This window comes from Acidovorax sp. SUPP3434, assembly GCF_030159015.1.
GTDB lineage: Bacteria > Pseudomonadota > Gammaproteobacteria > Burkholderiales > Burkholderiaceae_C > Paracidovorax.
In genome coordinates this window covers 448,398-471,801 of sequence record NZ_BQXL01000002.1, presented here as the reverse complement: position 1 = coordinate 471,801, position 23,404 = coordinate 448,398, and the positions used below count along the sequence as shown (strand labels likewise).

Here is a 23,404-nt window from a genome sequence, read left to right as displayed (position 1 = left end):
TGTTACAGGCCGAAGGCGCTCAGGGCGCGAAAGACAGCGCCAGTCCCGACTGCTCGCTGGCGCTGCGGTCCAGGGCTTCGAAGAACTCGCCCGCCCCCTTGGTGTCCATCCAGCGCTGGCCGTCGAACCGGTAGTGGTAGCCGCCGGACTGCGCGGCCAGCCAGATTTCGTGCAGCGGCTTTTGCAGGTTGATGACGATCTGGCTGCCGTTCTGGAACGCGATGGTCACCATGCCTCCGGAGCGTTGCGCGTCCAGGTCGGCGTCCGAGGTGTCGTTGATGCGATCGCAGCCTTGCTCGACAGCGAGCAGGAGCTTTTCCGCGTGGTCCAGGAATTCGAGGTCAGTCATTAGAATCGGCGGATGTTGAGAGCATCGCAAATTCTAGTCAGGACGCTTGCCCTTGCTGCGAGTGCGGCGGCCCTGTCGGGCTGCGGCCAGCGCGGCCCGCTGTACCTGCCCACCGACCCCGCTGCCAGCCAGCGGGCCACCCTGCCCCAGACGCTGGACCCGATGCGCGACACGCCCACGCCGGCGCCGATCGTCCCCACCGCCCCCTCCCGTTCCGCTTCCTCCCCGACTCCATGACCTTGCCTGCCCTGCCCGGCCATCCCCACATCGCCTACCGCGGCGACGCACTGTTCATCGAACAACTCCCCCTGGCCGACTTGGCGCGGCAGCACGGCACGCCGCTGTACGTCTATTCGCAAGCGTCCATGCTGGACGCGCTGGCCGCCTACCAGCGCGGCTTTGCCGGCCGCCAGGTGCAGATCTGCTACGCCATGAAGGCAAACTCGTCGCTGGCGGTACTGCAGCTTTTCGCGCGCCAGGGCTGCGGTTTCGACATCGTGTCCGGTGGCGAGCTGGAACGCGTGCTGACCGCCGGCGGCGATCCGCGCAAGATCATCTTCTCGGGCGTCGGCAAGACGCGGGCCGAGATGCGGCAGGCCCTGCAGGCCGGCATCGGCTGCTTCAACGTCGAGAGCGAGTCCGAACTGGCCGTGCTGAGCGAAGTGGCCGTGGCCTTCGGCACGAAGGCGCCGATCAGCATCCGCGTCAATCCCAACGTGGACCCGAAGACGCATCCCTACATTTCCACCGGGCTCAAGGGCAACAAGTTCGGCGTGGCACACGAGCGCATCGTCGCGGCCTACCAGCACGCCGCGTCGCTGCCGGGGCTGACGGTGGCCGGCATCGACTTCCACATCGGCTCGCAGATCACCGACGAGACACCCTACCTCGACGCGACCGATCGACTGCTCGACCTGATCGAGGAGATCGAGGCCGCAGGCATTCCGATCCACCACATCGACTTCGGCGGCGGCCTGGGCATCGATTACAACGGCGACACGCCACCGGCCGCCGATGCGCTGTGGGCCAAGCTGCTGGCCAAGCTGGATGCGCGCGGCTTCGGCGACCGCCATTTCATGATCGAGCCCGGCCGCTCGCTGGTGGGCAATGCCGGGGTGTGCGTGACCGAGGTGCTGTACGTGAAGCCCGGCGAGCAGAAGAACTTCTGCATCGTCGATGCGGCGATGAACGACCTGCCGCGCCCCGCGATGTACCAGGCGTTCCACGCCATCGTGCCGGTGCAGGCGGCCGCGGCCGGCGCAGCGGCCGGGGTGTACGACGTAGTGGGCCCGGTGTGCGAGAGCGGCGACTGGATCGGCCGCGACCGCACGCTGGCGGTGCAGCCGGGCGACCACCTGGCCGTGCTGTCGGCCGGCGCGTACTGCAGTTCGATGGGCAGCAACTACAACACGCGCGCCCGCCCGGCCGAAGTGCTGGTGGATGGCACGCAGGCCCACCTGATCCGCGCGCGCGAATCGGCGGCCGACACCTTCCGCCACGAGAAACTGGTGGGCTGACTGGCCAACGCTTGATTCGCATCAAGCCCTGGGCACGGGGGGCGGCCTACATTGGCATTTTTCAAGAATGCTGCATGCCATGGCCCTGGAACCGCTGGAACTGTACCGAGACAAGCACCACGCCTGCCTGATGTTCTCCGACCTCATCGAGGAGGACGGGCAGGCCGTTCAGGCCAATCAATTCCTGATCGTGGACGGCGACACGGGCGCCATCATCGACCCGGGCGGCAACCTCGCCTTCAACGAACTGTTCATGGGAATGTCCAAGCATTTCCCGCCGCACAAGCTGTCGTACCTGATCGCCTCGCATGCCGACCCGGACATCATCGCCTCGCTCGACCGCTGGATGACCAGCACCAAAGCCACGCTGGTGATCTCGCGCGTGTGGGAGCGCTTCGCGCCGCATTTCACCAAGGTCGGCAAGACGGAGAACCGGGTGATCGGCGTGCCAGACGGCGGCGGCCACCTGCCGCTGGGGCGGCACGAGCTGGTGCTGCTGCCAGCGCACTTCATGCACTCCGAGGGCAACTTCCACTTCTACGACCCGGTCAGCCGCATCCTCTTCACGGGGGACCTGGGCGTGTCGATGACCTCGGGCACCGAGGCGCGCGAGCCCGTGACCGATCTGGCGCCGCACATTCCGCGCATGGAAGGGTTCCACCGCCGCTACATGGTGTCCAACAAGATCCTGCGGCTGTGGGTGCGCATGGTGCGGCAGATGGACATCGCCATGCTGGTGCCCCAGCACGGCGCGCCGATCATGGGCCCGAAGGCCATCGGCGATTTCTTCGACTGGATCGAGAACCTGATGTGCGGCATCGACCTGTTCGACGACCGGGCCTACCAGTTCCCCACGGCCTTCATCGACCCGGCCACCCGGCAGGTGCGGCCGGCGCTGCACGCCGTGCAGGGGCGATCCTAGCCAAAAGGGCCGCCAGCGCAATCAACACTAGGGCATATTGCTATTATTTCAATAGCATCATGCCGTGCGGGCGGCCACCGGGCGCCGGGCGTAGCGCTTCCACACGCGCCAGCCCAGCAGCGTGCCCAGGATGGCCGCGTACACCGCCACCTCGGCGAAGTTGTTCTTGCCCGCGCGCATCCAGAAAAAGTGCAGCAGCGCCAGCCCCGCGACCGCATAGACGATCCGATGCAGCGCCTGCCAGCGCTTGGCGCCCAGCCAGCGGATGGCGCGATTGAACGACGTGGCCGCCAGCAGCGTGAGCAGCACGATGGCCAGCGTGCCCACCAGGATGAAAGGCCGCTTGCCGATGTCGTACACGATCTCCGGCCAGTCGAAGCCCATGTCCAGCCAGGCGTAGGCCATGAGGTGCAACACCGCATAGAAATACACGAACAGCCCCAGCATGCGCCGAAAGCGCGCCAGGGCCGGCGTGCCCGTGATGACGCGCAGCGGCGTGACCGCCAGCGCCAGGCACAGGGCCCGCAGCGTCCAGTCGCCACTGGACCGGATGAGCGTCTCGGCCGGGTTGGGGCCGAGCCGGTCGGTGGCGGCGCCGAACACCAGCCACGCTAGCGGCAGCAGGCACAGGGCGAACACCACCGGCTTGGCGGCGGGATGCATCAGCAGTTTTTTCATGGCGGCAGCCCTCGAAGGCGCTGGAGGCGGGATGTCGGACGCGGAACGGGTCAGTAGAACTTCTTCAGGTCCATGCCGGCGTACAGCGAGGCCACCTGGGCCTCGTAGCCGTTGAACATCAGCGTCTTGCGCTTCTTGGCGAACAGGCCGTCCTCGCCGATGCGCCGCTCGGTGGCCTGGCTCCAGCGCGGGTGGTCCACGTTCGGGTTCACGTTGGAATAAAAGCCGTATTCCTGCTTGGCGGCCTTGTTCCAGGCCGTGCCCGGCTCCTTGTCGGTCAGGCGGATCTTGACGATGCTCTTGGCACTCTTGAAGCCGTACTTCCAGGGCACCACCAGCCGCACCGGCGCGCCGTTCTGGTTGGGCAGCACTTCGCCGTACATGCCGAAGGTGAGCAGCGTGAGCGGGTGCATGGCCTCGTCCATGCGCAGACCCTCGGTGTAGGGCCAGTCGAGCACGGCGGAGCCAACGAAGGGCATGGTCTTCTTGTCGGCCAGCGTGACGAACTCCACGTACTTGGCGCTGCCCTGCGGCTCCACGCGCTTGAGCAGTTCGGCCAGCGAATAGCCTACCCACGGAATCACCATGGACCAGCCCTCGACGCAGCGCAGGCGGTAGATGCGCTCTTCCTGGGCGCTGAGCTTGATGAGGTCCTCGATGCCGAACTTGCCCGGCTTGTTGACCAGCCCCTCCACCTCGACCGTCCAGGGCGTGGTCTTCAGGGTGTGGGCGTTGCGGGCCGGGTCGGCCTTGTCCACGCCGAACTCGTAGTAGTTGTTGTAGGTGCTGGCGTCCTTGTAGTCGGTCACCTTTTCCATGGTGTTGGCGCCCGCCACCGCCGATTTGCCGCCGGCCAGCGCCGCCAGCTTGCCCGGGCGCGCGGCCTGGGCGCCGGCATCGCGCGCGGCCCAGGTGGCCAGGGCCGCCCCGGCAGCGCCGCCGGCCATGAGCTTGATGAGGTCTCGCCGACCTTCGTAGACGGCGCGGGGAGTGATTTCGCTGCTGGCGGCGTGGATGAAGCCGTTGTCTCTGCGGGGAATCGGCATGGGGAATCCTTGTGGTTCGGGGGGACGATGCCGGTTATACGCGCACCGGCCCCGAAAGGATTCATTGTGGGCTACAACGTTCCGTAGCTGTGCAGCCCCGACAGCCACATGTTCACGCCCAGGAAGGCGAAAGTGGTCACGCCCAGCCCCACCAGCGCCCACCAGGCGGACACGGTGCCGCGCAGGCCCTTCATCAGGCGCATGTGCAGCCAGGCCGCGTAGTTGAGCCACACGATCAGCGCCCAGGTCTCCTTGGGGTCCCAGCTCCAGTAGCCGCCCCAGGCCTCGGCCGCCCAGAGCGCGCCCAGCACCGTGGCGATGGTGAAGAAGGCGAAGCCCACGGCGATGGCCTTGTACATGACATCGTCCAGCACCTCGAAGGACGGCAGCCGGGCCGCGATGCGCCGGCGGCCCAGCAGGATGCCCGCCACGATGAACGCCGACACGCCGAAATACACCATCCAGTAGCCGCCGCCGTTCTCGGTGGCGCCCTGGCGGAACACGATGGGCTCGAAGCACAGCACCACGCCCAGCAGCCACAGGGGCGCGAGCTTGTACCAGCGCGTCTCGCCGGCCTGCTGCTTGATGAGGTAGGCGAACGCCACCATGGCCGACAGCGCGAAGGTGCCGTAGCCGATGAAGTTGGCGGGCACGTGCAGCTTCATCCACCAGCTCTTCAGGGCCGGCACCAGGGGCTGGATCTCGTGCGCCTCGCGCACCACGGTGTACCAGAGCAGAAAGCCCACGGCGGCGCTGACCACCAGCATGACGAAGCCGCCCAGTGCGCGGGTCTCGTACTGCGCTTCGTAATAGAGGTAGAAGGCCGCCGTCATCCAGCAAAACAGCACGAACACCTCGTACAGGTTGCTGACCGGGATGTGGCCCACGTCGGCGCCAATGAGGTAGCTCTCGTACCAGCGCACCAGCGTGCCGATGAGCGCCATGCCGATGCCCACCCACGCCAGGCGCGAGCCCAGCAGCGACAGGGTGCGGCCCTCGCCGCGGGAGAACATGCCGATCCAGTAGAACGCCGTGCTCATGAAGAACAGCATGCTCATCCACAGGATGGCGGACTGGCTGGACAGGAAATACTTGAGGCCGAACACCGTGTCGGCGCGCGCCAGGCTGCCGGCGCCGTCCTGCTGGTACAGGCCGATGGCCGCCAGCGCGAAGGCGGCCACCACCACCATCAGCACCCTCAGCGGCCGCCAGAACCAGCCCAGCCACACGGTGCAGGGAATGGCGCCGAGCAGGATGCCTTTTTCGTAAACATCCATGAACGCGCCGTAGCGCTGCAGCGCGAACAACCCGCCCGCCGCGACCAGCGCTGCGAAGACCCAGTCGAAGGCATTGCGCCGGGCCAGGAACCCTTCGTTCAGGGTGATGGTGCGGTCGGCGCGATTCGTGCGATCGCGGGCAGCGTCCGTGGCGGCGGTGTTCATGCGGTGTCTCCGTGGGGCCGCGCCCCGATGAGTTTGTCGGTGAGCCGGGCGAACTCGCGGTCGCCGTCCAGCGTCTTGCGGTTGCTCGACAGCGCCATGGTGGCCTGGGCGCCCCCGTCCTTGGGCACCAGCCACACCCACAGGCGCCGTTCGCGCACGTACAGCATCGAAAACACGCCGATGATCAGCAGCGCGCAGCCAAGGTACACGATGTTCTTGCCCGGCGCGCGCGCCACCTGGAAGACGCTGGCCTGCACCTGGGTGAAGTCCTTGAGTTCGAACGCCAGGGGCACTGGGTAGGCCTGCGCGTCGCTGAGCGACAGCACCGCCTGCGTCATGAACGCCTGGGTGGCATCGCTCTGCGCCAGGGGTTTCAGGCCCGCACGCTCGCGCGTCAGCTGGGCCAGCTCGAACAGCGCGCCGTTCAGGATGCGGATCAGCACCTCGCCCGCGCGCTCGCGTTCGGCCGGCGGCACGTTGGCCTCCATGAAGTCCGAGATCGCCTGCAACCCGCCGCGGCCCGGCGTGCCACCCTTGCCCGTGGTGGCACCTGCCGCGCCGGCGTCCGCCCCGGCAAAGAGCGACAGGGCGCGCACGGTCGACTGCGCCAGCTGCTCGGCCAGCTCGGGGCGCGCGGGGTCCACCGCCTTGGCCACGTACCGGCGCACCGCCTGCTCGCGCAGCGCCGGATCGGCCAGCGCCACGCGCATGCGCACGAAGCCCTGCATGCTGCCCTGGTCGTCCACCGGAATGCGCAGGAAGCGAAACGGCTCGGAAGGCGTGTCGCGCACGCCGAGCAGGAAGGCGGGCTGCCCGTCGCCCGCGTCCAGCGGCAGCATGTAGTTGTGGAACTCGCGCGCCTGGCCCGCCGCGTCGCGCAGCTTGTAGCTCACACTGGGGCCGATGTTGCGCAGCTCCTTGCGGGTCACCGTCTTGTTGCCCGCGCCCAGGCGCGCCTCGATGGCCTGGCGCAGGTCCACCTTGCGCACGTCCGCGCCGGAGGTGACGGCGCCGGTGTCGGTGAAGTTCTCGACGTTGATGGTGCGCAGCGCGGTGAACTCCAGCGTGAACGGCTGGCCCGCGGCGCTGGCGGTGAGCGGCGTGGAGCTGCCCACCACGCCCTCCACGTCGAAGGGCGCTATGCCGGGCGCGAGCGGCACCGCGCGCAGCTGCAGGCGCGAGCCGCCGTCGTCGAAGCTCGACTGGTAAATCTCGATGCCGCGGTAGCTCGCCGGGTGGTTGACCTCCACGCGCGCGGGCGTGGCCTCTCCGGTGGCCTTGTCGTGGATGACGATCTCGCTCGCGAAGAGCTTGGGCATGCCAGTGGAGTAGTGCTCGACGATGAACTTCTTGAGCTCGATGGCGAAGGGCAGCTCCTGCAGCAGCACGCCGTCGGACTGGTTCAGGATGGCGGTGCTCGACTGCGTGCCCTCGGCCACCAGCAGGTTGCCGCGGAAGGTCGGGTTGCGCTCGGACAGGCGGTGCTCGGGCCGGACCTCGGAGATCAATCCGCCGCCGTTGTACGGCGTCTTGCCGCCCAGCCACATCTGCGCGCGCACGACCAGGTCGCCGTCCAGCAGGCCGCCCACGCACACCAGCACGATGGCGCTGTGCGCCGCGATGTAGCCGATCTTGTTGGCCGCACCCGCCTTGGCCGCCACCATCCAGCCCGTTCCGGGCCCGGCCGGCGTGGTGCGCTGCTGCAGCCGCACCTTCCAGCCGCCGCCGGCCAGCATGTCGCCGATGCGGCGCGCCGCGGCCTCGGGGGTTTCGCCGGGCAGCGGCCCTTTGGCCCGCAGACCGAAGGCCTCCAGGCTTTGCTCGCGCACGTTTTCCTTGTAATTTCGCACGTCGGCCAGGTAGCGCGGGCCGTTGCGCGCGATGCACAGCGAGGTGCTCGCCACCAGGAACGCCAGGATCAGCAGGAACCACCAGGCGCTGTATACCGCGTTGAGCTTGAGCGCCATGAACAGCTCGGCCCAGAACGGCCCGAACTGGTTCACGTAGTTGGCGGCGGGCTCGTGCTGCTTGAGCACCGTGCCGATCACCGAGGCGATGCAGATCACCGTCAGCAGCGAGATCGCGAAGCGCATGGACGACAGCAGTTCCACCGCCGCGCGCATGGCCTGCGAGCGGGTGTGGATGCGGATGCCGTGGGTGGTTTCAGACATGGACGAAAGACAAAAGGGCGGGCCATCCGTTCAGATGGACCCGCCCGTCTTGGGTGTGATTATCGGCGGTTGGTTCAGGGGCGCGGCACGGTGGCCGGCCCGGGGGATTGACCCAGGTCAACGCAGGCCAGCGATGTAGTCGGCGACGGCCTTGATCTCGCGGTCGTTGAGCTTGGCGGCGACCTGCGTCATCTGCAGGCTGTTGCTGCGCACGCCGTCGCGGAAGGCGACGAGCTGCGCGGCGGTGTAGTCGGCGTGCTGGCCCGACAGGCGGGGGTACTGCACCGGAATGCCCGCGCCGTTGGGGCTGTGGCAGCCGGCGCAGGCGGCGATGTTGCGGTCGGCGATGCCGCCGCGGTAGATGCGCTCGCCTAGGGCGACGAGTTCCTTGTCCTTGGCGAAGCCGGGCTTGGCCTGCTTGGACGCCACCCACCAGGCGATGTTGCGCATGTCGTCATCGGACAGGGCCGAGGCGAAGCCCTTCATGACGGGGTTGTTGCGCTTGCCGGACTTGAACTCCTGCAACTGCTTGACGAGGTATTCGGGGTGCTGCTGGGCCAGCTTGGGGTTGATGGCGATGGCGGAGTTGCCATCGGCCGCGTGGCAGGCCACGCACACGGCCGTGAAGGTGGCCTCTCCCTTGGCCAGGTCCGGCTTGGCGGGTTTTTGCGCCGCGGCAGCGGGGGCGGCCGCCTGAGAAAAAGCCGGGAAAGCAGCAACTGCCAGCACGGCAGCCATCAGCATGGGAGCAAGCAATTTCTTCATATCGAGGGTTCTTGTGTTATGGGCGCAAAACGGCGCGATTCTACAATGCGACCCCCTGGCCCTCTATCCTTGGTAACCCCCGTTATGACGACTACATCACATGCGCCAGTTGCTGGCTCCCTCCCGCCCGCACCAGACGCCAAAGTCGCCATGGGGTGGATGCACACCACGCGGTTCCTGACGACGGCGGCGCAACTGCACCACCTGCCCCCCATCGAGGTGCCCGAGATCGCCTTCGTCGGCCGCTCCAATGCCGGCAAGTCCACCTGCATCAACACGCTCACGCAGCAAAAGCAGCTGGCCTTCGCCTCCAAGAAGCCCGGGCGCACGCAGCACATCAATCTGTTCTCGCTGGGCAAGCAGGGCGTGACCGACGCCGTGCTGGCCGACCTGCCCGGCTACGGCTACGCCGCCGTGTCGCGCTCGGACAAGATCCGCTGGCAGCAGGTGATGCTGAGCTACCTGGTCACCCGCCAGAGCCTGACCGGCATCGTGCTGCTGTGCGACCCGCGCCTGGGCCTGACCGAGCTGGACGAAGCGCTGCTGGAGGCCGTGCGCCCGCGCGTCGAGTCGGGCCTGAAATTCCTAGTGCTGCTCACCAAGGCCGACAAGCTCACCCGCGCCGAGCAGGCCAAGGTGCTGTCCATCACGCGACTGCAGGCCGGCGGCGGCGAGGTCAAGATGTTCTCGGCCCTCAAGAAGCAAGGGGTGGACGAGGTGGCGCAACTGCTGTGGCAGTGGTCCCACCCGGTGGCCGGCCCGTCGCCCGAGGCGCAGGACGGCACCGAAGAGACACCCCTGGACGAGGATTCGGAAGACAACTAGGCGCCCGCGCAGACAGGTCATGCGCGGGCTGCGATCCAAAGCAGAGCACCATGATCGACACCCTTGCGCACGCCCTGCCCCACGGCACCACCCTGCACTGCCGCACCGCGGGTGAGCGCGGCCGCCCGGTGCTGCTGTTCCTGCACGGGTTTCCCGAAGGCGCCTTCATCTGGGATGCGCTGCTGGAGCACTTCGCCGACCCGGCCCACGGCAGGTACCGCTGCGTGGCGCCCTGGCTGCGCGGCTTCGCGCCGTCGAGCGCCCCGCCGGACGTGGCCGCCTACCGCGCCAAGCACCTGGTGCAGGACATCACGGCCCTGATCGCGGCCGAATGCGGCGACTCGCAGCCCCTGGCCGCGCTGATCGCGCACGACTGGGGCGGCGCAGTGGCCTGGAACCTGGCCAACCAGCGGCCTGAGTTGATGCAGCGGCTGGTGATCGTCAATTCGCCGCATCCGGGCACGTTCCTGCGCGAGCTGCAGAGCAACCCGGCCCAGCAGGCGGCCAGCCAGTACATGCACTTTCTCTGCCGGCCGGACGCCGAGGCGCTACTCGCGGCCGACGACTTCCGGCGCCTGTTCGGCTTTTTCGACCGGGCCGACGGCACGGCGCCCGCATGGCTCACCCCCGAGGTGCGCGACCAGTACCGCGCCACCTGGGGCGCCGGCCTGACGGGCCCGTGCAACTACTACCGCGCCAGCCCGCTGCGCCCGCCGCGCGAGGGCGATCCCGCCGCCGGCGCGCTCACCCTGCCGGATTCGATGCTCACCGTGAACGTGCCCACCCGCGTGGTCTGGGGCCTGGACGACCCGGCCCTGCTGCCCGGGCTGCTGCAGGGGCTCGCGCAATGGGTGCCTTCGCTCACCCGCACCGAGGTGCCGGGCGCCTCGCACTGGATCGTGCACGAGCAGCCGGCGGCGGTGATCCAGGCCATCACCGAAAGCCTGACGCCCCAAACGCTACAGAATCAATAGCATTACAGGAAATCAAAACGCCGGCATGGCACCGATTCGGCTAGAAATTGCTTTTATTTTTGGTACACCGAAGGCTCGCCGTCCGGGCGCGACTTGAAGCGCTTGTGCACCCAGTAGTACTGGCCCGGCATGGTGTCGATCCACTGCTGCAGTTCGCGGTTCATGCGGGCCGTGTCGGCTTCGGCATCCTCGGTAGGGAAGTTCTCCCACGCCGGCATCATCTCGGCGCTGTAGCCGGTGGGGGTCAGGCGGCCCACCAGCGGCACGACCTTGGCGCGACCCAGGCGGGCGAAGCGCGACAGCGAGGGGATCGTCGCCGCGCGCACGCCGTAGAAAGGCACGAAAACCGACTCGCTCGGGCCGAAGTCCATGTCCGGCAGCAAATACAGCAGCCCGCCCTTGCGCAGCCCACTCAGGATGGGCTTGACGCCGTCGCCCCGGTTGAGCATACGCACGTTGCCGAAGCGCTGGCGGCCCGCGAACAGCCAGGCGTCCACGGCCGGGTCCGGGTGCGGCGTGAAGATCGAGGTGAAGGCCCGGTCGGTCTGCAGGGTGAGCGCCGTGCCCGCCGCATCCATGCCGAGGAAATGCGGCGCGAAGATGATCGTGGGCGCATCGCCGTCCAGCTCGTGCAGCGCCCCGTGGATGGTGAGCCGCTTTTCGACCACCGCGCGCGGCGCCATCCACAGCCAGCTGCGGTCCAGCCAGGTCTGGCAAAAGCGCACGAAGGTCTCGCGGGCCCAGGCGCGCCGCTGGGCGGGGGACGCATCGGGAAAGCACAGCTCCAGATTGCGCAGCGCCACCTTGCGGCGCGGCGCGGCCAGCCGATACAGCACCTGGCCGATCGCCCAGCCCAGGCCGCGCAGCACCGGCAGCGGCAGGCGGGCCAGCACGCCCATCAGCCACACGTTCATGCGGCCCGTCATGCCGCGGCCCCTGCGGCGTGCGCTTCGGCCCGCGGCTGCTTGTAGCGGGCATAGCCCCACAGGTACTGGTCGGGGCTCTGGCGGATGGTGCGCTCCATCGCCTGGTTGATCTGCAGCACGGCCGCGTCAAGGTCTTCGGACAGGGGCACGGACAACTCCTCGAAATGCAAGACATAGCCGCGGCCGGCGCCCAGCCGCTCGCAGCGCGCCAGCACCACGGCCGCGCCCGTCTGCTGTGCCAGCCGCGCGGCCAGGGTCATGGTGTAGGCCTCGCGGCCGAAGAACGGCGACCACACGCCCTGGCCTTGCGGCGGGACCTGGTCGGGCAGCAGGCCCACGGCCTCGCCGCGGCGCAGCGCCTTGATCATCTGGCGCACGCCCGTCAGCGCCGTGGGCACCGCGCGGATGCCGGGGCGGTTGCGCGCGGTGGCCATCACGCTGGCCAGCCAGGGCTGGCGCGCGGGGCGGTACAGGATGGTGATGGGTCCGCGCTCGGCGGCCCAGCGCTGGGCCGCGGCCTGTACCGACAGCTCGAAGCAGCCCAGGTGCGGCGTGAGAAAGACGATGCCCTTGCCCGCTTCCCAGGCCCGCTCGACCGCGGCGGCGTTCTCGATGCGGCACGGGGTCTGCTCGCGCAGCCACAGGCGGGGCAGTTCGGCCGCCATGCGGCCGGCGTGGCCCACGGCCGCACGCACCTGGCCGAACGAATAGCCGGCCCGCGCCGCGTTCTCGCGAAAGCGCCGCCGGTAGGTGGGCGAGAGGCAGAAAACCAGCCAGCCCGCGGCCGCGCCGAGGGCATGGGCGAGCCAGAGCGGAAGCCGGGAAAGGAAACGGAAAAGGGTTGGCATTAAAATGGCGCGGTCGCTGAGTTAAATGAGCAACTTGCAGGGCGACGTAAAACAAATCTGCTAAAGCGTTCGCCAAAGCTCCCAAGGCTGAGGGCAACGCCCAAAATGCCGGAACACAGGAGTTTATTCAAATGGCGAACGATTTCCTTTTCACCTCCGAATCCGTCTCGGAAGGCCACCCCGACAAGGTCGCCGACCAGATTTCCGACGCGATTCTCGACGCGATCTTCAAGCAGGACCCCCGCAGCCGCGTGGCGGCCGAGACCCTCACCAACACCGGGCTCGTGGTGCTGGCGGGCGAGATCACCACCAACGCGCACGTGGACTACATCCAGATCGCGCGCGACACCATCAAGCGCATCGGCTACGACAACACCGACTACGGCATCGACTACAAGGGCTGTGCGGTGCTGGTGGCCTACGACAAGCAGAGCAACGACATCGCCCAGGGCGTGGACCAGGCGAGCGACGACCACCTGAACACCGGCGCCGGCGACCAGGGCCTGATGTTCGGCTACGCCTGCGACGAGACGCCCGAGCTGATGCCCGCGCCCATCTACTACGCCCACCGCCTGGTCGAGCGCCAGGCCCAGTTGCGCAAGGACGGGCGCCTGCCCTTCCTGCGGCCCGACGCCAAGAGCCAGGTCACGATGCGCTACGTGGACGGCAAGCCCCACAGCATCGACACCGTGGTGCTCTCTACCCAGCACCACCCCGACCAGAGCGAAACGTCCACCAAGATGAAGGCCAGCTTCACCGAAGCCATCATCGAGGAAATCATCAAGCCCGTGCTGCCCAGCGAGTGGCTTCAGGACACCAAGTACCTGATCAACCCCACCGGCCGATTCGTCATCGGCGGCCCGCAGGGCGATTGCGGCCTGACCGGCCGCAAGATCATCGTGGACACCTACGGTGGTGCCTGCCCCCACGGCGGCGGCGCGTTCAGCGGCAAGGACCCGACGAAGGTGGACCGCTCGGCCGCCTACGCCGCGCGCTACGTGGCCAAGAACATCGTCGCCGCAGGCCTGGCGCGCCAGTGCCAGATCCAGGTGGCCTACGCCATCGGCGTGGCCCGCCCCATGAACGTGACGGTGTACACCGAAGGCACGGGCGTGATCCCGGACGACCAGATCGCCAAGCTGGTGCAGGAGCACTTCGACCTGCGCCCCAAGGGCATCATCCAGATGCTCGACCTGCTGCGCCCCATCTACGAAAAGACCGCCGCCTACGGCCACTTCGGCCGCGAAGAGCCCGAGTTCACCTGGGAGAAGACGGACAAAGCAGCGGCACTGCGTGCCGCTGCCGGGCTGTAAGCCCGCCACGCGACCAGCGTGGTTGGGCCGGGCTTCGGCAAAGGCTCGTATCGCACAGCGATGCGAAGGCCCACCGGGCCGGCCGGAGCCAAAAGACCGACAAGGCCGCGGCACTGCGGTCGGCCGCCGGGCGCTGAGCCCCTGAGGGCGCCAGGGCGGCGCCCTGCCGGCGGGCAATGCCGCCGCGCGAACGGCAGGCGCCCACCGCATCGGCCCCCTCCTACGCCCATGCCCCGCCCCGGCCGACGGGTGGGGCGCTTCCATGGCACTTATCGTCCTTGCATCCACCATCCAGTGCATGCACTGACTTTTCTAGGAGTTCTGCCATGCTGAAGTACGCCATCGTTTTCGCCATCATTTCCCTCATCGCCGGCGCGCTGGGGTTCACCGGGGTCGCCGCGGGCGCTGCCGGCATCGCGAAGATCCTGTTCTTCATCTTCCTGGTGATCGCCGTGGTGTTCGTCGTGCTGGCCGTGCTGGGCATCGGCGCGGCGCGCAAGGCCCTCAAGTAAGGGGCACCGCGCATGAACATCTTCGAAGCCCTGCGCGAAAGCCACGAGCGGCAGCGCGACATGGTCCGCCAGGTGGAGGCCACCAGCGGCGACACCCCGGAGCGGCACGAGCGGTTCATCGAGCTCAAGCGCGAACTGGCGGCCCATGAACTGGCGGAAGACCGCCACTTCTACCGACCGCTCATGGAGCACGATGCCGGCATCGACCTGTCGCGCCACGCCATCGCGGAGCACCATGCCCTCGACGAACTGGTCGAAGATTTGGAAGCCGCCGACCCCGGCAGTTCCGCGTGGCTGGCAGTGGCCAAAAAGCTGGGCGAGAAGGTGCGCCACCATCTGGAGGAAGAGGAACACCGTTTCTTCCAGATGGCCGGCAAGCTGCTGACCGAAAAGCAGAAGACCGAACTGGCGCAGCAGTACCTGCAAACCTACGACGAAGCCAAGGCGGTCGCCGCCTGAGATGCGTCTTGCTCCGTTGCCCCCCAAGCCCCGCAAGGGGCTTTTTTCTGTTCAGAGCGCGCGGGACGACAGCGCCAGGGCCTTTCGGAACGCGGGGCGCAGGCGGTACATCTGCGCGGGCCGGTGGGCGCCGCCCTGCACCAGGCCGGGCACGGGTTCGAGCATGTCCAGCTCGTCCATCTTGCGGCGAAAGCTCACCTTGTTGAGCGGCTCGCCCAGCACCGCCTCGTACACCGCCTGCAGCTGCGGCAGGGTGAAGGCGTCGCCGCACAGATGCACGGGCAACGAGGAATACAGGCTCTTGCTGCGCACGCGCGCCAGCGCCGCATCCACCATGGCGCGGTGGTCGAACGGCAGGGGCGGCAAGGCATCGGCCGGCACCAGCTTCACGCCCTGCCGGGGCGGGATGCCCTGGAGCGCCTCGCCAGGCACCAGCGCGCAATAGGCCACCGCCAGCGACCAGCCCCGCGGATCGCGCGCCAGGCCCGAGAACGTGGCGAGCTGCTCCAGATAAGGGCTTTGCAGGCCGGCCTTCTCGCGCAGCACGCGCGCGGCGCTGGCCTGGGCATCGGCATCGTCCTGCGCATGGATGTAGCCCCCTGGCAAAGCCCACGCGCCGGCATAGGGGGCCTTGTCGCGGCGCACGAGCAGTGCGTGGAGGGCGCCGCCCTGCAGCGTGAGCAGCACGGTATCCACGGTGCAGATGACGGCGGGCGAAGCGGCGGAGGACATCGAGGGGGTGGTTATGTACAGGATTGGACGAACGAGCCTACCACTCCCGGAATGCCGATGCCACCCATCAAGCCACTTCAGCCGGCTTTTCATTTCGTGACAATGCCTTGCGATCTACTTAGTTGCAAAATAAAACTAACAGGAATAGACTGCACCCATCGCACCGAGGACCTTGCACCATGACCCGATCCATGAACCGCTCCATGACGACCCAGTTGCTGGTGATCGACCCCCAGAACGATTTCTGCGACCTGCCCACCGATTGGCAGCCGGCGCACCCGCTCACCGGCCAGCCCATCGCCCCCGCCTTGCCCGTGCCCGGCGCCCATGCCGACATGCAGCGCCTGGCCGCCTTCATCCGGCGCCATGGCCCGGCGCTGGAGGCGATCACCGTCACGCTCGACTCGCACCAGCGCTACGACGTGGCGCATCCCCCGTTCTGGCGCCAGGGCGATGGCGGCGAGGTCGCCCCGTTCACGACCATCACCGCGGCGCAGGTGCGCGCCGGCGCGTTTGCCCCGCGCGATGCCGCGGCCCTGCCCCGCGTGCTGGCCTACCTGGACGCGCTGGAGTCTCAAGGGCGCTACACGCTGATGGTGTGGCCCGTGCACTGTGAGATCGGCAGCTGGGGTCACGGCGTGCATGCCGACGTGCTGGCCGCCTGCGGTGCGTGGCAGGCACAGCGCCAGCGCGCGGTGCACCCCGTGTTCAAGGGCACCAACCCCTGGACCGAGCACTACAGCGCCATCGAGGCCGAGGTGCCCGATGCCGACGACCCCGCCACGTTGCTCAACACCCGGCTGCTCCACGCGCTGGGGACGGCGGACCGCCTCGTCATTGCGGGCGAGGCCGGCAGCCACTGCGTGCGCGCCACCACCGAGCACATCGTGCAGCACCTGCCCCGGCTGCAGCCGGGCTGGCGGGCGGACCGCATCGTGCTGCTGACCGACTGCATGGCGCCCGTGGCCGGCTTCGGTGCGCAGCAGCAGGACTTTCTGGACGCGCTGCGGGGCCAGGGGGCGCAACTGGCGCGCAGCGATGAAATCGGCCTCTAGCGCATATTCCATCCTGGTATCCACTCCTAAAACAATAGCAAACGCCATGCAACCCGTCATCACCAGCCTGCTCGATACCGACCTCTACAAATTCACGATGTGGCAGGCGCTGCTGCACGGCCACCCGCAGACGCAGGCCGAATACCGCTTCGTCTGCCGCAACCGGCCGGCCTATCCGCTGGCCGAGCTGCTCGGCGAAGTGAACGCGGCGCTGGACGCGCTGTGCACGCTGCGGTTTTCCCGGGGCGAGCTGGATTACCTGGCCGGCCTGCGCTTCATCAAAAGCGACTTCGTGGACTTCCTGCGCCTGTTCCAGTTCCAGCGCGCGTTCATCGAGGCACGGGCCGAGGGCGGCGAACTGCACATCGTGGCGCGCGGCCCGCAGGTGCATGTGATGGGGTTCGAGATCTTCGTGCTGGCGATCGTGAACGAGCTGTATTTCCGCCGCTTCGATCCGGCCGCGGCGCTGGCCGAGGGGCGCCGCCGGCTGGCGGACAAGATCGCGCACGTGCAGGCACTCTCGGGCGAGCCCGAGCGCACGCACCCGTTCGAGATGTTCGACTTCGGGCTGCGCCGGCGCTACAGCGGCGGGTGGCAGCGCGAGGTGGTGCAAGCCTTCGCACAGCAGGCGCCGCAGTGGTTCAAGGGCACCTCTAACGTGATGCTGGCGCGCGACCTGAACCTGGTGCCCATCGGCACCATGGCGCACGAGTATTTGCAGACCTACCAGGCCCTGGGCGTGCGGCTGCGCGACTTTCAAAAAGCGGCGCTGGAGGACTGGGTGCAGGAGTACCGGGGCGACCTCGGGATCGCGCTGACCGACACGGTGGGCATGGACGCCTTCCTGGCCGACTTCGACCTGTACTTCGCCAAGCTGTTCGACGGCCTGCGCCACGATTCGGGCGACCCGGTGGCCTGGGGCGAGAAGGCGCTGGCGCACTACGCCCGCCTGCGCATCGACGCGCACACCAAGCGGCTCGTGTTCTCGGACGGGCTGAACGTGGACAAGGCGCTGTCGCTGCACCGCCATTTCAGCGACCGGGTGCAACTGGGCTTCGGCATCGGCACGCAACTGACCAACGACATGGGCGTGGCCCCGCTCAACATCGTGATGAAGATCACCCACGCCAACGGCCAGCCGGTGGCCAAGCTCTCGGACAGCCCCGGCAAGACGCTGTGCGACGACGAGACCTACCTGGCCTACCTGCGGCAGGTGTTCAACGTGCCACCGCCATGAGGCGCCGCGGCACGCTGCCGCCCCGCCACCGAACCATCGCCGCTTGAAGAAGAAAGACAGAAAGGAAAGACCCCATGCTCCGCATCACCCTGGCCCAACTCAACCTCACCGTGGGCGACATCGAAGGCAACGTCGATCGCATGATCGCCGCCGCGCAGGAGGCCGCGGCCGCGCAGTCCGACCTCGTGGTGTTCTCCGAGCTGTCGCTGTGCGGCTACTACCCGGGCGACCTGCTGGAGGAGCCCGCCTTTCTCGAACGCCTGGACGCGGGCCTGGCCCGGCTGTGCGAGGCATCGGCCGGCCTGCCCGCGCTGCACTGGGTGGTCGGCATGCCGGTGCGCACGCCGGGGCCGGGCAAGCGGCTGCTGAACGCGCTGCGGGTGCTGCGGGCGGGCGAGGTGCGGCTATCGTATGCCAAGCAGCTGCTGCCCACCTACAACGTCTTCGACGAGCGCCGCCATTTCGAGCCCGGCCCGGACGTGGCCAAGGTGCTGCGCATCGGCACCTCGCAGGTGGGGTTCATCGTGTGCGAGGACGGCTGGAACGACAGCGGCGCCGACTACCAGACCAACCCCTTCCAGCGCATGGCCGATGCCGCGCCCGACCTGGTGGTGAGCATCAACGCCAGCCCCAGCCACATCGGCAAGCGAGAGCTGCGCCACCAGGTGTTCGGCGATGCGGCGCGGCGGCACGGCCTGCCCATCGTCTACGTGAACCAGGTCGGCGGGCACGACCAGCTGGTCTATGACGGCGCCTCCTTCGCGGTCGAGCCCGAGGACGGCGTGGTCTTCGAGTCGCGCCGCTTCGAGGAGGACGTGTCCACCGTGCAGTTGCTGGACAACGGCCACTTCGCCCGGCTGGACGGCACCGACCTGCCGCCCGTGCCGCGCGAGGGCCTGCCCACCATGGCGTTCTACCGCCAGCAGATCGTGCTGGGCCTGAGGGACTACGCACGCCGCTGCGGGTTCACGCAGGCGGTGGTGGGCAGCTCGGGCGGCATCGACAGCGCACTCACGCTGGCGCTGGCGGTCGAGGCGCTGGGGCCGGAGAACGTGGTGGGCATCACCATGCCCTCGCGGTTTTCGTCCAGCGGCTCGGTGGACGATTCGGTGCAGCTGTGCCGCAACCTGGGCGTGGTGCTGCACACCCACCCCATCGCGGACCTGGTGGCCGGCTTTTCCGCGCAGTTCGAGGCGAGCTTCGGGCAGCCGCTGCGCGGCCTGCCGCTGGAGAACGTGCAGGCGCGCATCCGCGGCACGACGCTGATGGAGTTTTCCAACGCCTTCGGCCACCTGCTGCTCACCACCGGCAACAAATCGGAAATCTCGGTGGGCTACTGCACGCTGTACGGCGACACCAACGGCGGCCTGGGCCTGCTGGGCGACCTGTACAAGACCGAGGTGTTCGAGCTGTCGCGCCACGTGAACGAGAACGCGGGGCGCGAGATCATTCCCCAGGCCATCATCGACAAGCCGCCCTCGGCCGAGCTCGCGCCCGGCCAGAAGGACGACGACAGCCTGCCGCCCTACCCCGTGCTGGACGAGATCCTCAAGCTGCTCATCGAAGGCGAGGGCCTGTCGCGCGCCGAGTACGCCAACGCGCAGGACTTCGCGCGCCAGTTGCAGGCCAGCGCGGACGGCCAGGCCCTGGCGCACCGCGTGCGCATGCTGGTGGCGCGCAGCGAATACAAGCGGCGCCAGGCCCCGCCCATCGTGCGCGTGCGGGCCAAGGCCTTCGGCACTGGGCGGCAGATGCCGATCGCCGCCCGGTATGTGTGAGGCGGTGGCCTGCGCCACGGAGAGGTTTGCATCAAAAATGCCTCCAGCACAATCATTACTAGGGCATATCGCTGCTATTTTTATAGCAAATCGATGAATCCGGCCGCGCGGTGACCCATGCGGATCGGTCGGTGCATTCGCCGCGCCCGCCGCCCGCCCCGGCCCGCCCGGCTACATTCCCAGCAGCCCCGACGGCGCCGCTCACGGCGCGGGGCGCCCAACCGGAACACACATGTACGACACCGCCATCTACATCGGCCGCTTCGAGCCCGTCCACAACGGCCACCTGGCCCTTTTGCAGCGCGCGCTGGACAGCGCCAACAACGTGATCGTGGTCATGGGCTCGGCCTGGCAGGCCCGATCGCCCAAGAACCCGTTCACCTGGGCCGAGCGCGAAGCCATGCTGCGCAATGCCCTGCCCGAGGCCGACCGGGCCCGGCTGACCGTGCTGCCCGTGCGCGATCACTACAACGAGGCCCTGTGGGTGGCGGCGGTGTTGCGCGCCGTGTCCACGCACGTGCTGCCCGATGCGCGCATCGGCCTGGTCGGCCATTTCAAGGACGCGACCAGCAGCTACCTGGACGCCTTCCCCGGCTGGTCGCTGATCCCCATGGACCGGCAGGGCACCATCGATGCCACCGCCATCCGCGACGCGTATTTCGGCGCGGCGCCGCAGGGCGTGCTGACGGCGCTCGGCCCCCTGGCCGACCAGATGCCGGCCAGCACGCTCGAATTCTTGGACGTGTTCGCCCGGCAGCCGCACTACGCGGCGCTGCAGGAAGAATGGCGCGTGCTGCGCAGCTACCGCGAATCGTGGGCGCAGGCGCCGTACCCGCCGGTGTTCGTGACGGTGGACGCGGTGCTGCGCTGCCAGGACCACGTGCTCGTCATCCGCCGCGCGCACGCCCCGGGCAAGGGCCAGCTGGCCATGCCGGGCGGCTTCATCGAGCAGCGCGAGACGCTGTGGCAGTCGTGCCTGCGCGAGCTGGCCGAAGAGACGCACTGCGACGTGCCCGACGCCACCCTGCGCCGCGCACTGCGCGCCACGGCCGTCTTCGACCACCCCGACCGCAGCCAGCGCGGGCGCACCATCACGCACGCCCACTACTTCGACCTGGGCGATGCGCCCTTCCCTGCCGTGCAGGCCGACGACGACGCCATGCAGGTGCAGTGGATACCGGTCGCGGACCTGGCGGCCAAGGAAGAGGCCTTCTTCGAGGACCACTTCCACATGCTGGACCACTTTTTGAACCTGACCGGCGCGCACAGCGCCGGTTAGGGGCTGGCCGCCCGCCCCCATTGGGCACGGACGACCGCCTCGAAGCCGGCAGCCGTTACTGGCTCAACTGGGCCGCGGTGGCGGCGTCGAGCCGACCGGTGATGGGCAGGCCTCGCTCCTTCTGGAAGGCACGCAGGGCGGCCGCCGTCTTGGCGCCCATGGCACCGTCGGGCGTGCCGGTGTCATGCCCCAGGGCGTTCAGCTTGGCCTGCGCATCGCGCAGCGACAGGCCACCGGTGGCCGACACGGGCTGCGCGCGCGGTGCCGAGGTCTGCGATGGCGCGGCGCCGCCATCCACCCCCAGGCGACCGCCGCCACCCAGGCCCTGGCCCTTGACCGACTGGGCCTTGTAGCTGCGCAGCGAACGCACCATCTGGTTGAAGGCATCCATGAAGGCCGCGGCGATCACCTTGCCTTCGGCCGTGTTGCTGTAGCCGCCCAGGCGCGCGCCGCCCGAGCCGCCGAACAGCTGGCCCACGGCGCCGAAATCGGTCTTGGAGGCGCTGCCTTCCGAGGCGGCGACCTGCACGCCGGAGCGGTGGTCGATGAGGGTGAGCAATGCGCTCGCTTCCTTGGTGTTCAGGCTGCCGCCCAGCGCGGCCAGCAAGCCGCCCGCGCGTCCGCCCACCAGGCCGCCCAGCGATGCGGAGGCCCCGCCGGCGTTGTCGTTGTTGAACACGATTTCCGGCGACAGGCCGTAGTCGGAGGCGACCATCTGGCCCTTGCCGAAGTTGCTGCCGCCGCGCATCTCTCCGGACTGCATGATGGCGCGCTCGCGGTCCATGGCCGTCATGCCGGCCGCGCCGCGCTCGATCACAACGAAGCAGTTGGACTGCTGCACCAGCAGGCGCAGCAGGTTGGCCGTGGGCGGCAGGCGGTATTCGTTGCGCAGGATGGTGTACCAGCCGGCCTGCTGGTTCTCGATCAGCGAGACGGTGCCCAGCGGCGATTCGCAGCGCTCCAGCTCGCTGCTGGCGCCTTCGGTGGCGCCACCGGCCGCGCTGCCCGTGGCCACGGTCTTGGCATCGGGGCTGCCCATGCGCATGTTGGTGGTCTCGCAGCCGGCCAGGGCCAGCGCGGCCACCACGGTGGCGGCCACGAGGGTCGCGCGGGCGGGGGTGGAAGGGAAGAAGGCGGAGGCAGCGCGCCCATCGGGCCGGTTCGGTGTCGTCATGGAAGGCATGGCTTCAAGCAAAGCGTTGAACGTTATGCGCTGAAGGGGCCTGCCACAACCCCACCGGGGGAGGGTTGCTGTAACACGGCGGCAGGCCGCCGCCCCGGTCCCGCACCATTCAGGTGCCGGCGCGTTCCAGCATGGCATGCAGCAGCACGTTGCAGCCGGCGGTGATGTGCTCGGGTTGGGCGTCTTCGATCTCGTTGTGGCTGATGCCGTCCTTGCACGGAATGAAGACCATGCCTGCAGGCGCCAGGCGTGCCATGTAGACCGCGTCGTGCCCCGCGCCCGACACGGCCGGCATGTGGCTGTAGCCCAGGCTGGCAGCGGCGCGGCCCACCGCGTCCACGCAGTCGGGGTGAAACACCTGCGCGGGGTAGCTGGACACCAGGTCGATCTGGATCGGCAGGCCGGTTTCGGCGCTGATGCAGGCGGCCACGTCGCGGATGTCCCGGTCCATGCTTTCGCAATCGGCGTCGGTGGCGTTGCGCAGGTCGATGCTGAACTTGACCTGGCCGGGGATCACGTTGCGGCTGTTGGGGTGCACCTGCACCATGCCCACCGTGCCGCGACCATGCGGCGGGTGGCGGTGCGCGCAGGCCACCACCTCCTGCATGAGGCGCGTGGCGACCTGCAGCGCATCCTTGCGCAACGCCATGGGCGTGGGGCCGGCATGGGCCTCCATGCCGGTCACGGTGCAGTCGTACCAGCGGATACCGAGCACGCCCGTCACCACGCCGATGGTCTTGTCGTGGTCCTCCAGCACCGGTCCCTGCTCGATGTGGGTCTCGAAATACGCACCGATGGGGTGGTCCCCGGGCACCTGATCGCCCACGTAGCCGATGCGCTCGAGCTCGCCCTTCACCGTCTTGCCTTCGGTATCGGTGGCGGCGTAGGCATGCTCCAGGGTGAAGGCCTTGGCGAATACGCCCGAGCCCATCATCACGGGCACGAAGCGGCTGCCTTCCTCGTTGGTCCAGAAGGCCACCTCGATCGGCGCCTCGGTCTCGATGCCGTGGTCGTTCAGCGTGCGCACCACCTCGATGCCGGCCAGCACGCCGTAGTTGCCGTCGAACTTGCCGCCCGTGGGCTGGGTGTCGATATGGCTGCCGGTCATGATGGGCGGAAGGTTGTTATTGCGCCCCGGGCGGCGCATGAAGCCGTTGCCGATCTGGTCGATGGTGACGGTCATGCCGGCCTCGCGCGCCCAGCGGGTGACAAGGTCGCGGCCCTGCTTGTCCAGGTCGGTGAGGGTGAGGCGGCAGACGCCGCCCTTGGGCGTGGCGCCGATCTGCGCCAGCTCCATGAGCGAATCCCACAGGCGCTCGCCGTTGACGCGCAGGTGGCTGATGTCGGTGCGGGTGGTCGTGTCCATGGTGTTCTCCGGATGCGTGGGCGGCCG

Annotated in this window: 23 protein-coding genes; 12 read left to right on the top strand and 11 right to left on the bottom strand. The window is 68.5% G+C overall.

Features of this window, described 5'->3' with window-relative positions; translation table 11 throughout:
* Positions 1 to 19: 19 nt before the first annotated feature.
* Positions 20 to 349, bottom strand: a complete 330-nt coding sequence (gene cyaY, locus AVKW3434_RS05875; protein ID WP_272567550.1) for an iron donor protein CyaY — start codon at positions 347 to 349, stop codon at positions 20 to 22.
* A 12-nt stretch (positions 350 to 361) separates the two neighbouring features.
* Here cyaY and lptM point away from each other — a divergent pair, with 12 nt between their 5' ends.
* From lptM to AVKW3434_RS05860, 3 genes are all read left to right on the top strand, one after another.
* A complete protein-coding gene (lptM, locus tag AVKW3434_RS05870) occupies positions 362 to 586 on the top strand; it encodes an LPS translocon maturation chaperone LptM (RefSeq protein ID WP_272567549.1) in 225 nt (74 codons plus the stop codon).
* Positions 583 to 1,866: a diaminopimelate decarboxylase gene (gene lysA / locus AVKW3434_RS05865; RefSeq protein ID WP_284405105.1), complete on the top strand. Its 1,284-nt coding sequence runs from the start codon at positions 583 to 585 to the stop codon at positions 1,864 to 1,866. Before lptM ends, lysA begins: the two co-directional genes overlap by 4 nt.
* Positions 1,867 to 1,945: 79 nt before the next feature.
* Positions 1,946 to 2,788 (top strand): oxygen-binding di-iron domain-containing protein, encoded by an 843-nt coding sequence (locus AVKW3434_RS05860; protein WP_272567546.1) that lies wholly within the window; start codon positions 1,946 to 1,948, stop codon positions 2,786 to 2,788.
* Positions 2,789 to 2,845: 57 nt separating this feature from the next.
* Here AVKW3434_RS05860 and msrQ read toward each other — a convergent pair whose 3' ends face one another.
* The 5 genes from msrQ to AVKW3434_RS05835 form a co-directional block, all read right to left on the bottom strand.
* Positions 2,846 to 3,466 carry a protein-methionine-sulfoxide reductase heme-binding subunit MsrQ gene (gene msrQ / locus AVKW3434_RS05855; protein WP_284405104.1) on the bottom strand — a complete coding sequence of 207 codons (621 nt, stop codon included), beginning with the start codon at positions 3,464 to 3,466 and terminating at the stop codon, positions 2,846 to 2,848.
* Between the two features lie 50 nt (positions 3,467 to 3,516).
* Entirely contained in the window at positions 3,517 to 4,512 is a 996-nt protein-coding gene (msrP, locus tag AVKW3434_RS05850) for a protein-methionine-sulfoxide reductase catalytic subunit MsrP (protein WP_272567544.1), read from the bottom strand.
* A gap of 71 nt (positions 4,513 to 4,583) precedes the next feature.
* Positions 4,584 to 5,954, bottom strand: a complete 1,371-nt coding sequence (ccsB, locus tag AVKW3434_RS05845; RefSeq protein ID WP_272567542.1) for a c-type cytochrome biogenesis protein CcsB — start codon at positions 5,952 to 5,954, stop codon at positions 4,584 to 4,586.
* The gene (locus tag AVKW3434_RS05840; RefSeq protein ID WP_284405103.1) at positions 5,951 to 8,125 is read right to left on the bottom strand and encodes a cytochrome c biogenesis protein ResB; all 2,175 of its coding nucleotides are present in this window, start codon (positions 8,123 to 8,125) and stop codon (positions 5,951 to 5,953) included. The genes ccsB and AVKW3434_RS05840 overlap by 4 nt, the downstream gene beginning before the upstream one ends.
* A gap of 117 nt (positions 8,126 to 8,242) precedes the next feature.
* Positions 8,243 to 8,890 carry a c-type cytochrome gene (locus AVKW3434_RS05835; protein WP_272567540.1) on the bottom strand — a complete coding sequence of 216 codons (648 nt, stop codon included), beginning with the start codon at positions 8,888 to 8,890 and terminating at the stop codon, positions 8,243 to 8,245.
* A gap of 84 nt (positions 8,891 to 8,974) precedes the next feature.
* Between AVKW3434_RS05835 and yihA the strand changes: the two genes are divergently transcribed.
* Positions 8,975 to 9,715 (top strand): ribosome biogenesis GTP-binding protein YihA/YsxC, encoded by a 741-nt coding sequence (gene yihA, locus AVKW3434_RS05830; RefSeq protein ID WP_284405102.1) that lies wholly within the window; start codon positions 8,975 to 8,977, stop codon positions 9,713 to 9,715.
* Between the two features lie 50 nt (positions 9,716 to 9,765).
* Positions 9,766 to 10,689 (top strand): alpha/beta fold hydrolase, encoded by a 924-nt coding sequence (locus AVKW3434_RS05825; RefSeq protein ID WP_284405101.1) that lies wholly within the window; start codon positions 9,766 to 9,768, stop codon positions 10,687 to 10,689.
* A gap of 53 nt (positions 10,690 to 10,742) precedes the next feature.
* Here AVKW3434_RS05825 and AVKW3434_RS05820 read toward each other — a convergent pair whose 3' ends face one another.
* Both AVKW3434_RS05820 and AVKW3434_RS05815 read right to left on the bottom strand, forming a co-directional pair.
* Positions 10,743 to 11,615, bottom strand: coding sequence for a lysophospholipid acyltransferase family protein (locus AVKW3434_RS05820; protein ID WP_284405100.1), 873 nt, complete (start codon positions 11,613 to 11,615; stop codon positions 10,743 to 10,745).
* The gene (locus AVKW3434_RS05815; RefSeq protein ID WP_284405099.1) at positions 11,612 to 12,463 is read right to left on the bottom strand and encodes a lysophospholipid acyltransferase family protein; all 852 of its coding nucleotides are present in this window, start codon (positions 12,461 to 12,463) and stop codon (positions 11,612 to 11,614) included. Before AVKW3434_RS05815 ends, AVKW3434_RS05820 begins: the two co-directional genes overlap by 4 nt.
* Before the next feature lie 131 nt (positions 12,464 to 12,594).
* Here AVKW3434_RS05815 and metK point away from each other — a divergent pair, with 131 nt between their 5' ends.
* The 3 genes from metK (at position 12,595) to AVKW3434_RS05800 (ending at position 14,747) form a co-directional block, all read left to right on the top strand.
* Positions 12,595 to 13,776 (top strand): methionine adenosyltransferase, encoded by a 1,182-nt coding sequence (gene metK / locus AVKW3434_RS05810; RefSeq protein WP_272567533.1) that lies wholly within the window; start codon positions 12,595 to 12,597, stop codon positions 13,774 to 13,776.
* A 326-nt stretch (positions 13,777 to 14,102) separates the two neighbouring features.
* The gene (locus tag AVKW3434_RS05805) at positions 14,103 to 14,288 is read left to right on the top strand and encodes a DUF1328 family protein (protein ID WP_272567532.1); all 186 of its coding nucleotides are present in this window, start codon (positions 14,103 to 14,105) and stop codon (positions 14,286 to 14,288) included.
* Positions 14,289 to 14,300: 12 nt separating this feature from the next.
* Complete coding sequence (locus AVKW3434_RS05800; RefSeq protein WP_272567531.1) at positions 14,301 to 14,747, top strand: hemerythrin domain-containing protein; 447 nt, start codon at positions 14,301 to 14,303, stop codon at positions 14,745 to 14,747.
* Positions 14,748 to 14,798: 51 nt separating this feature from the next.
* Here AVKW3434_RS05800 and AVKW3434_RS05795 read toward each other — a convergent pair whose 3' ends face one another.
* Positions 14,799 to 15,479 (bottom strand): NUDIX hydrolase, encoded by a 681-nt coding sequence (locus AVKW3434_RS05795; RefSeq protein WP_284405098.1) that lies wholly within the window; start codon positions 15,477 to 15,479, stop codon positions 14,799 to 14,801.
* 179 nt (positions 15,480 to 15,658) lie between these two features.
* On the opposite strand from AVKW3434_RS05795, the gene AVKW3434_RS05790 reads away from it, so the two are divergent.
* From AVKW3434_RS05790 to AVKW3434_RS05775, 4 genes are all read left to right on the top strand, one after another.
* The gene (locus AVKW3434_RS05790; protein WP_284405097.1) at positions 15,659 to 16,534 is read left to right on the top strand and encodes a cysteine hydrolase family protein; all 876 of its coding nucleotides are present in this window, start codon (positions 15,659 to 15,661) and stop codon (positions 16,532 to 16,534) included.
* 46 nt (positions 16,535 to 16,580) lie between these two features.
* Positions 16,581 to 17,771 carry a nicotinate phosphoribosyltransferase gene (gene pncB / locus AVKW3434_RS05785; RefSeq protein WP_284405096.1) on the top strand — a complete coding sequence of 397 codons (1,191 nt, stop codon included), beginning with the start codon at positions 16,581 to 16,583 and terminating at the stop codon, positions 17,769 to 17,771.
* Positions 17,772 to 17,845: 74 nt separating this feature from the next.
* Positions 17,846 to 19,549: an NAD+ synthase gene (locus tag AVKW3434_RS05780; protein ID WP_284405095.1), complete on the top strand. Its 1,704-nt coding sequence runs from the start codon at positions 17,846 to 17,848 to the stop codon at positions 19,547 to 19,549.
* Positions 19,550 to 19,781: 232 nt separating this feature from the next.
* Complete coding sequence (locus AVKW3434_RS05775; protein WP_284405094.1) at positions 19,782 to 20,828, top strand: bifunctional nicotinamide-nucleotide adenylyltransferase/Nudix hydroxylase; 1,047 nt, start codon at positions 19,782 to 19,784, stop codon at positions 20,826 to 20,828.
* Between the two features lie 55 nt (positions 20,829 to 20,883).
* Here the strand turns inward: AVKW3434_RS05775 and AVKW3434_RS05770 are convergent, their stop codons facing one another.
* Both AVKW3434_RS05770 and AVKW3434_RS05765 read right to left on the bottom strand, forming a co-directional pair.
* A complete protein-coding gene (locus tag AVKW3434_RS05770; RefSeq protein WP_284405093.1) occupies positions 20,884 to 22,002 on the bottom strand; it encodes a peptidoglycan-binding domain-containing protein in 1,119 nt (372 codons plus the stop codon).
* A gap of 118 nt (positions 22,003 to 22,120) precedes the next feature.
* Complete coding sequence (locus AVKW3434_RS05765; RefSeq protein WP_284405092.1) at positions 22,121 to 23,377, bottom strand: Zn-dependent hydrolase; 1,257 nt, start codon at positions 23,375 to 23,377, stop codon at positions 22,121 to 22,123.
* Between the last annotated feature and the right edge of the window lie 27 nt (positions 23,378 to 23,404).

Coding starts and splice junctions, on each gene's coding strand:
- AVKW3434_RS05840 (WP_284405103.1), bottom strand. CDS start 8,125: ATGTCTGAAACCACCCACGGCATCCGCATCCACACCCGCTCGCAGGCC.
- metK (WP_272567533.1), top strand. CDS start 12,595: ATGGCGAACGATTTCCTTTTCACCTCCGAATCCGTCTCGGAAGGCCAC.
- msrP (WP_272567544.1), bottom strand. CDS start 4,512: ATGCCGATTCCCCGCAGAGACAACGGCTTCATCCACGCCGCCAGCAGC.
- AVKW3434_RS05765 (WP_284405092.1), bottom strand. CDS start 23,377: ATGGACACGACCACCCGCACCGACATCAGCCACCTGCGCGTCAACGGC.
- ccsB (WP_272567542.1), bottom strand. CDS start 5,954: ATGAACACCGCCGCCACGGACGCTGCCCGCGATCGCACGAATCGCGCC.
- AVKW3434_RS05835 (WP_272567540.1), bottom strand. CDS start 8,890: ATGAAGAAATTGCTTGCTCCCATGCTGATGGCTGCCGTGCTGGCAGTT.
- AVKW3434_RS05800 (WP_272567531.1), top strand. CDS start 14,301: ATGAACATCTTCGAAGCCCTGCGCGAAAGCCACGAGCGGCAGCGCGAC.
- AVKW3434_RS05795 (WP_284405098.1), bottom strand. CDS start 15,479: ATGTCCTCCGCCGCTTCGCCCGCCGTCATCTGCACCGTGGATACCGTG.
- AVKW3434_RS05770 (WP_284405093.1), bottom strand. CDS start 22,002: ATGACGACACCGAACCGGCCCGATGGGCGCGCTGCCTCCGCCTTCTTC.
- msrQ (WP_284405104.1), bottom strand. CDS start 3,466: ATGAAAAAACTGCTGATGCATCCCGCCGCCAAGCCGGTGGTGTTCGCC.
- AVKW3434_RS05860 (WP_272567546.1), top strand. CDS start 1,946: ATGGCCCTGGAACCGCTGGAACTGTACCGAGACAAGCACCACGCCTGC.
- cyaY (WP_272567550.1), bottom strand. CDS start 349: ATGACTGACCTCGAATTCCTGGACCACGCGGAAAAGCTCCTGCTCGCT.
- AVKW3434_RS05805 (WP_272567532.1), top strand. CDS start 14,103: ATGCTGAAGTACGCCATCGTTTTCGCCATCATTTCCCTCATCGCCGGC.
- AVKW3434_RS05775 (WP_284405094.1), top strand. CDS start 19,782: ATGTACGACACCGCCATCTACATCGGCCGCTTCGAGCCCGTCCACAAC.
- yihA (WP_284405102.1), top strand. CDS start 8,975: ATGACGACTACATCACATGCGCCAGTTGCTGGCTCCCTCCCGCCCGCA.
- AVKW3434_RS05820 (WP_284405100.1), bottom strand. CDS start 11,615: ATGACGGGCCGCATGAACGTGTGGCTGATGGGCGTGCTGGCCCGCCTG.
- AVKW3434_RS05790 (WP_284405097.1), top strand. CDS start 15,659: ATGACCCGATCCATGAACCGCTCCATGACGACCCAGTTGCTGGTGATC.
- lptM (WP_272567549.1), top strand. CDS start 362: ATGTTGAGAGCATCGCAAATTCTAGTCAGGACGCTTGCCCTTGCTGCG.
- AVKW3434_RS05825 (WP_284405101.1), top strand. CDS start 9,766: ATGATCGACACCCTTGCGCACGCCCTGCCCCACGGCACCACCCTGCAC.
- pncB (WP_284405096.1), top strand. CDS start 16,581: ATGCAACCCGTCATCACCAGCCTGCTCGATACCGACCTCTACAAATTC.
- AVKW3434_RS05815 (WP_284405099.1), bottom strand. CDS start 12,463: ATGCCAACCCTTTTCCGTTTCCTTTCCCGGCTTCCGCTCTGGCTCGCC.
- AVKW3434_RS05780 (WP_284405095.1), top strand. CDS start 17,846: ATGCTCCGCATCACCCTGGCCCAACTCAACCTCACCGTGGGCGACATC.
- lysA (WP_284405105.1), top strand. CDS start 583: ATGACCTTGCCTGCCCTGCCCGGCCATCCCCACATCGCCTACCGCGGC.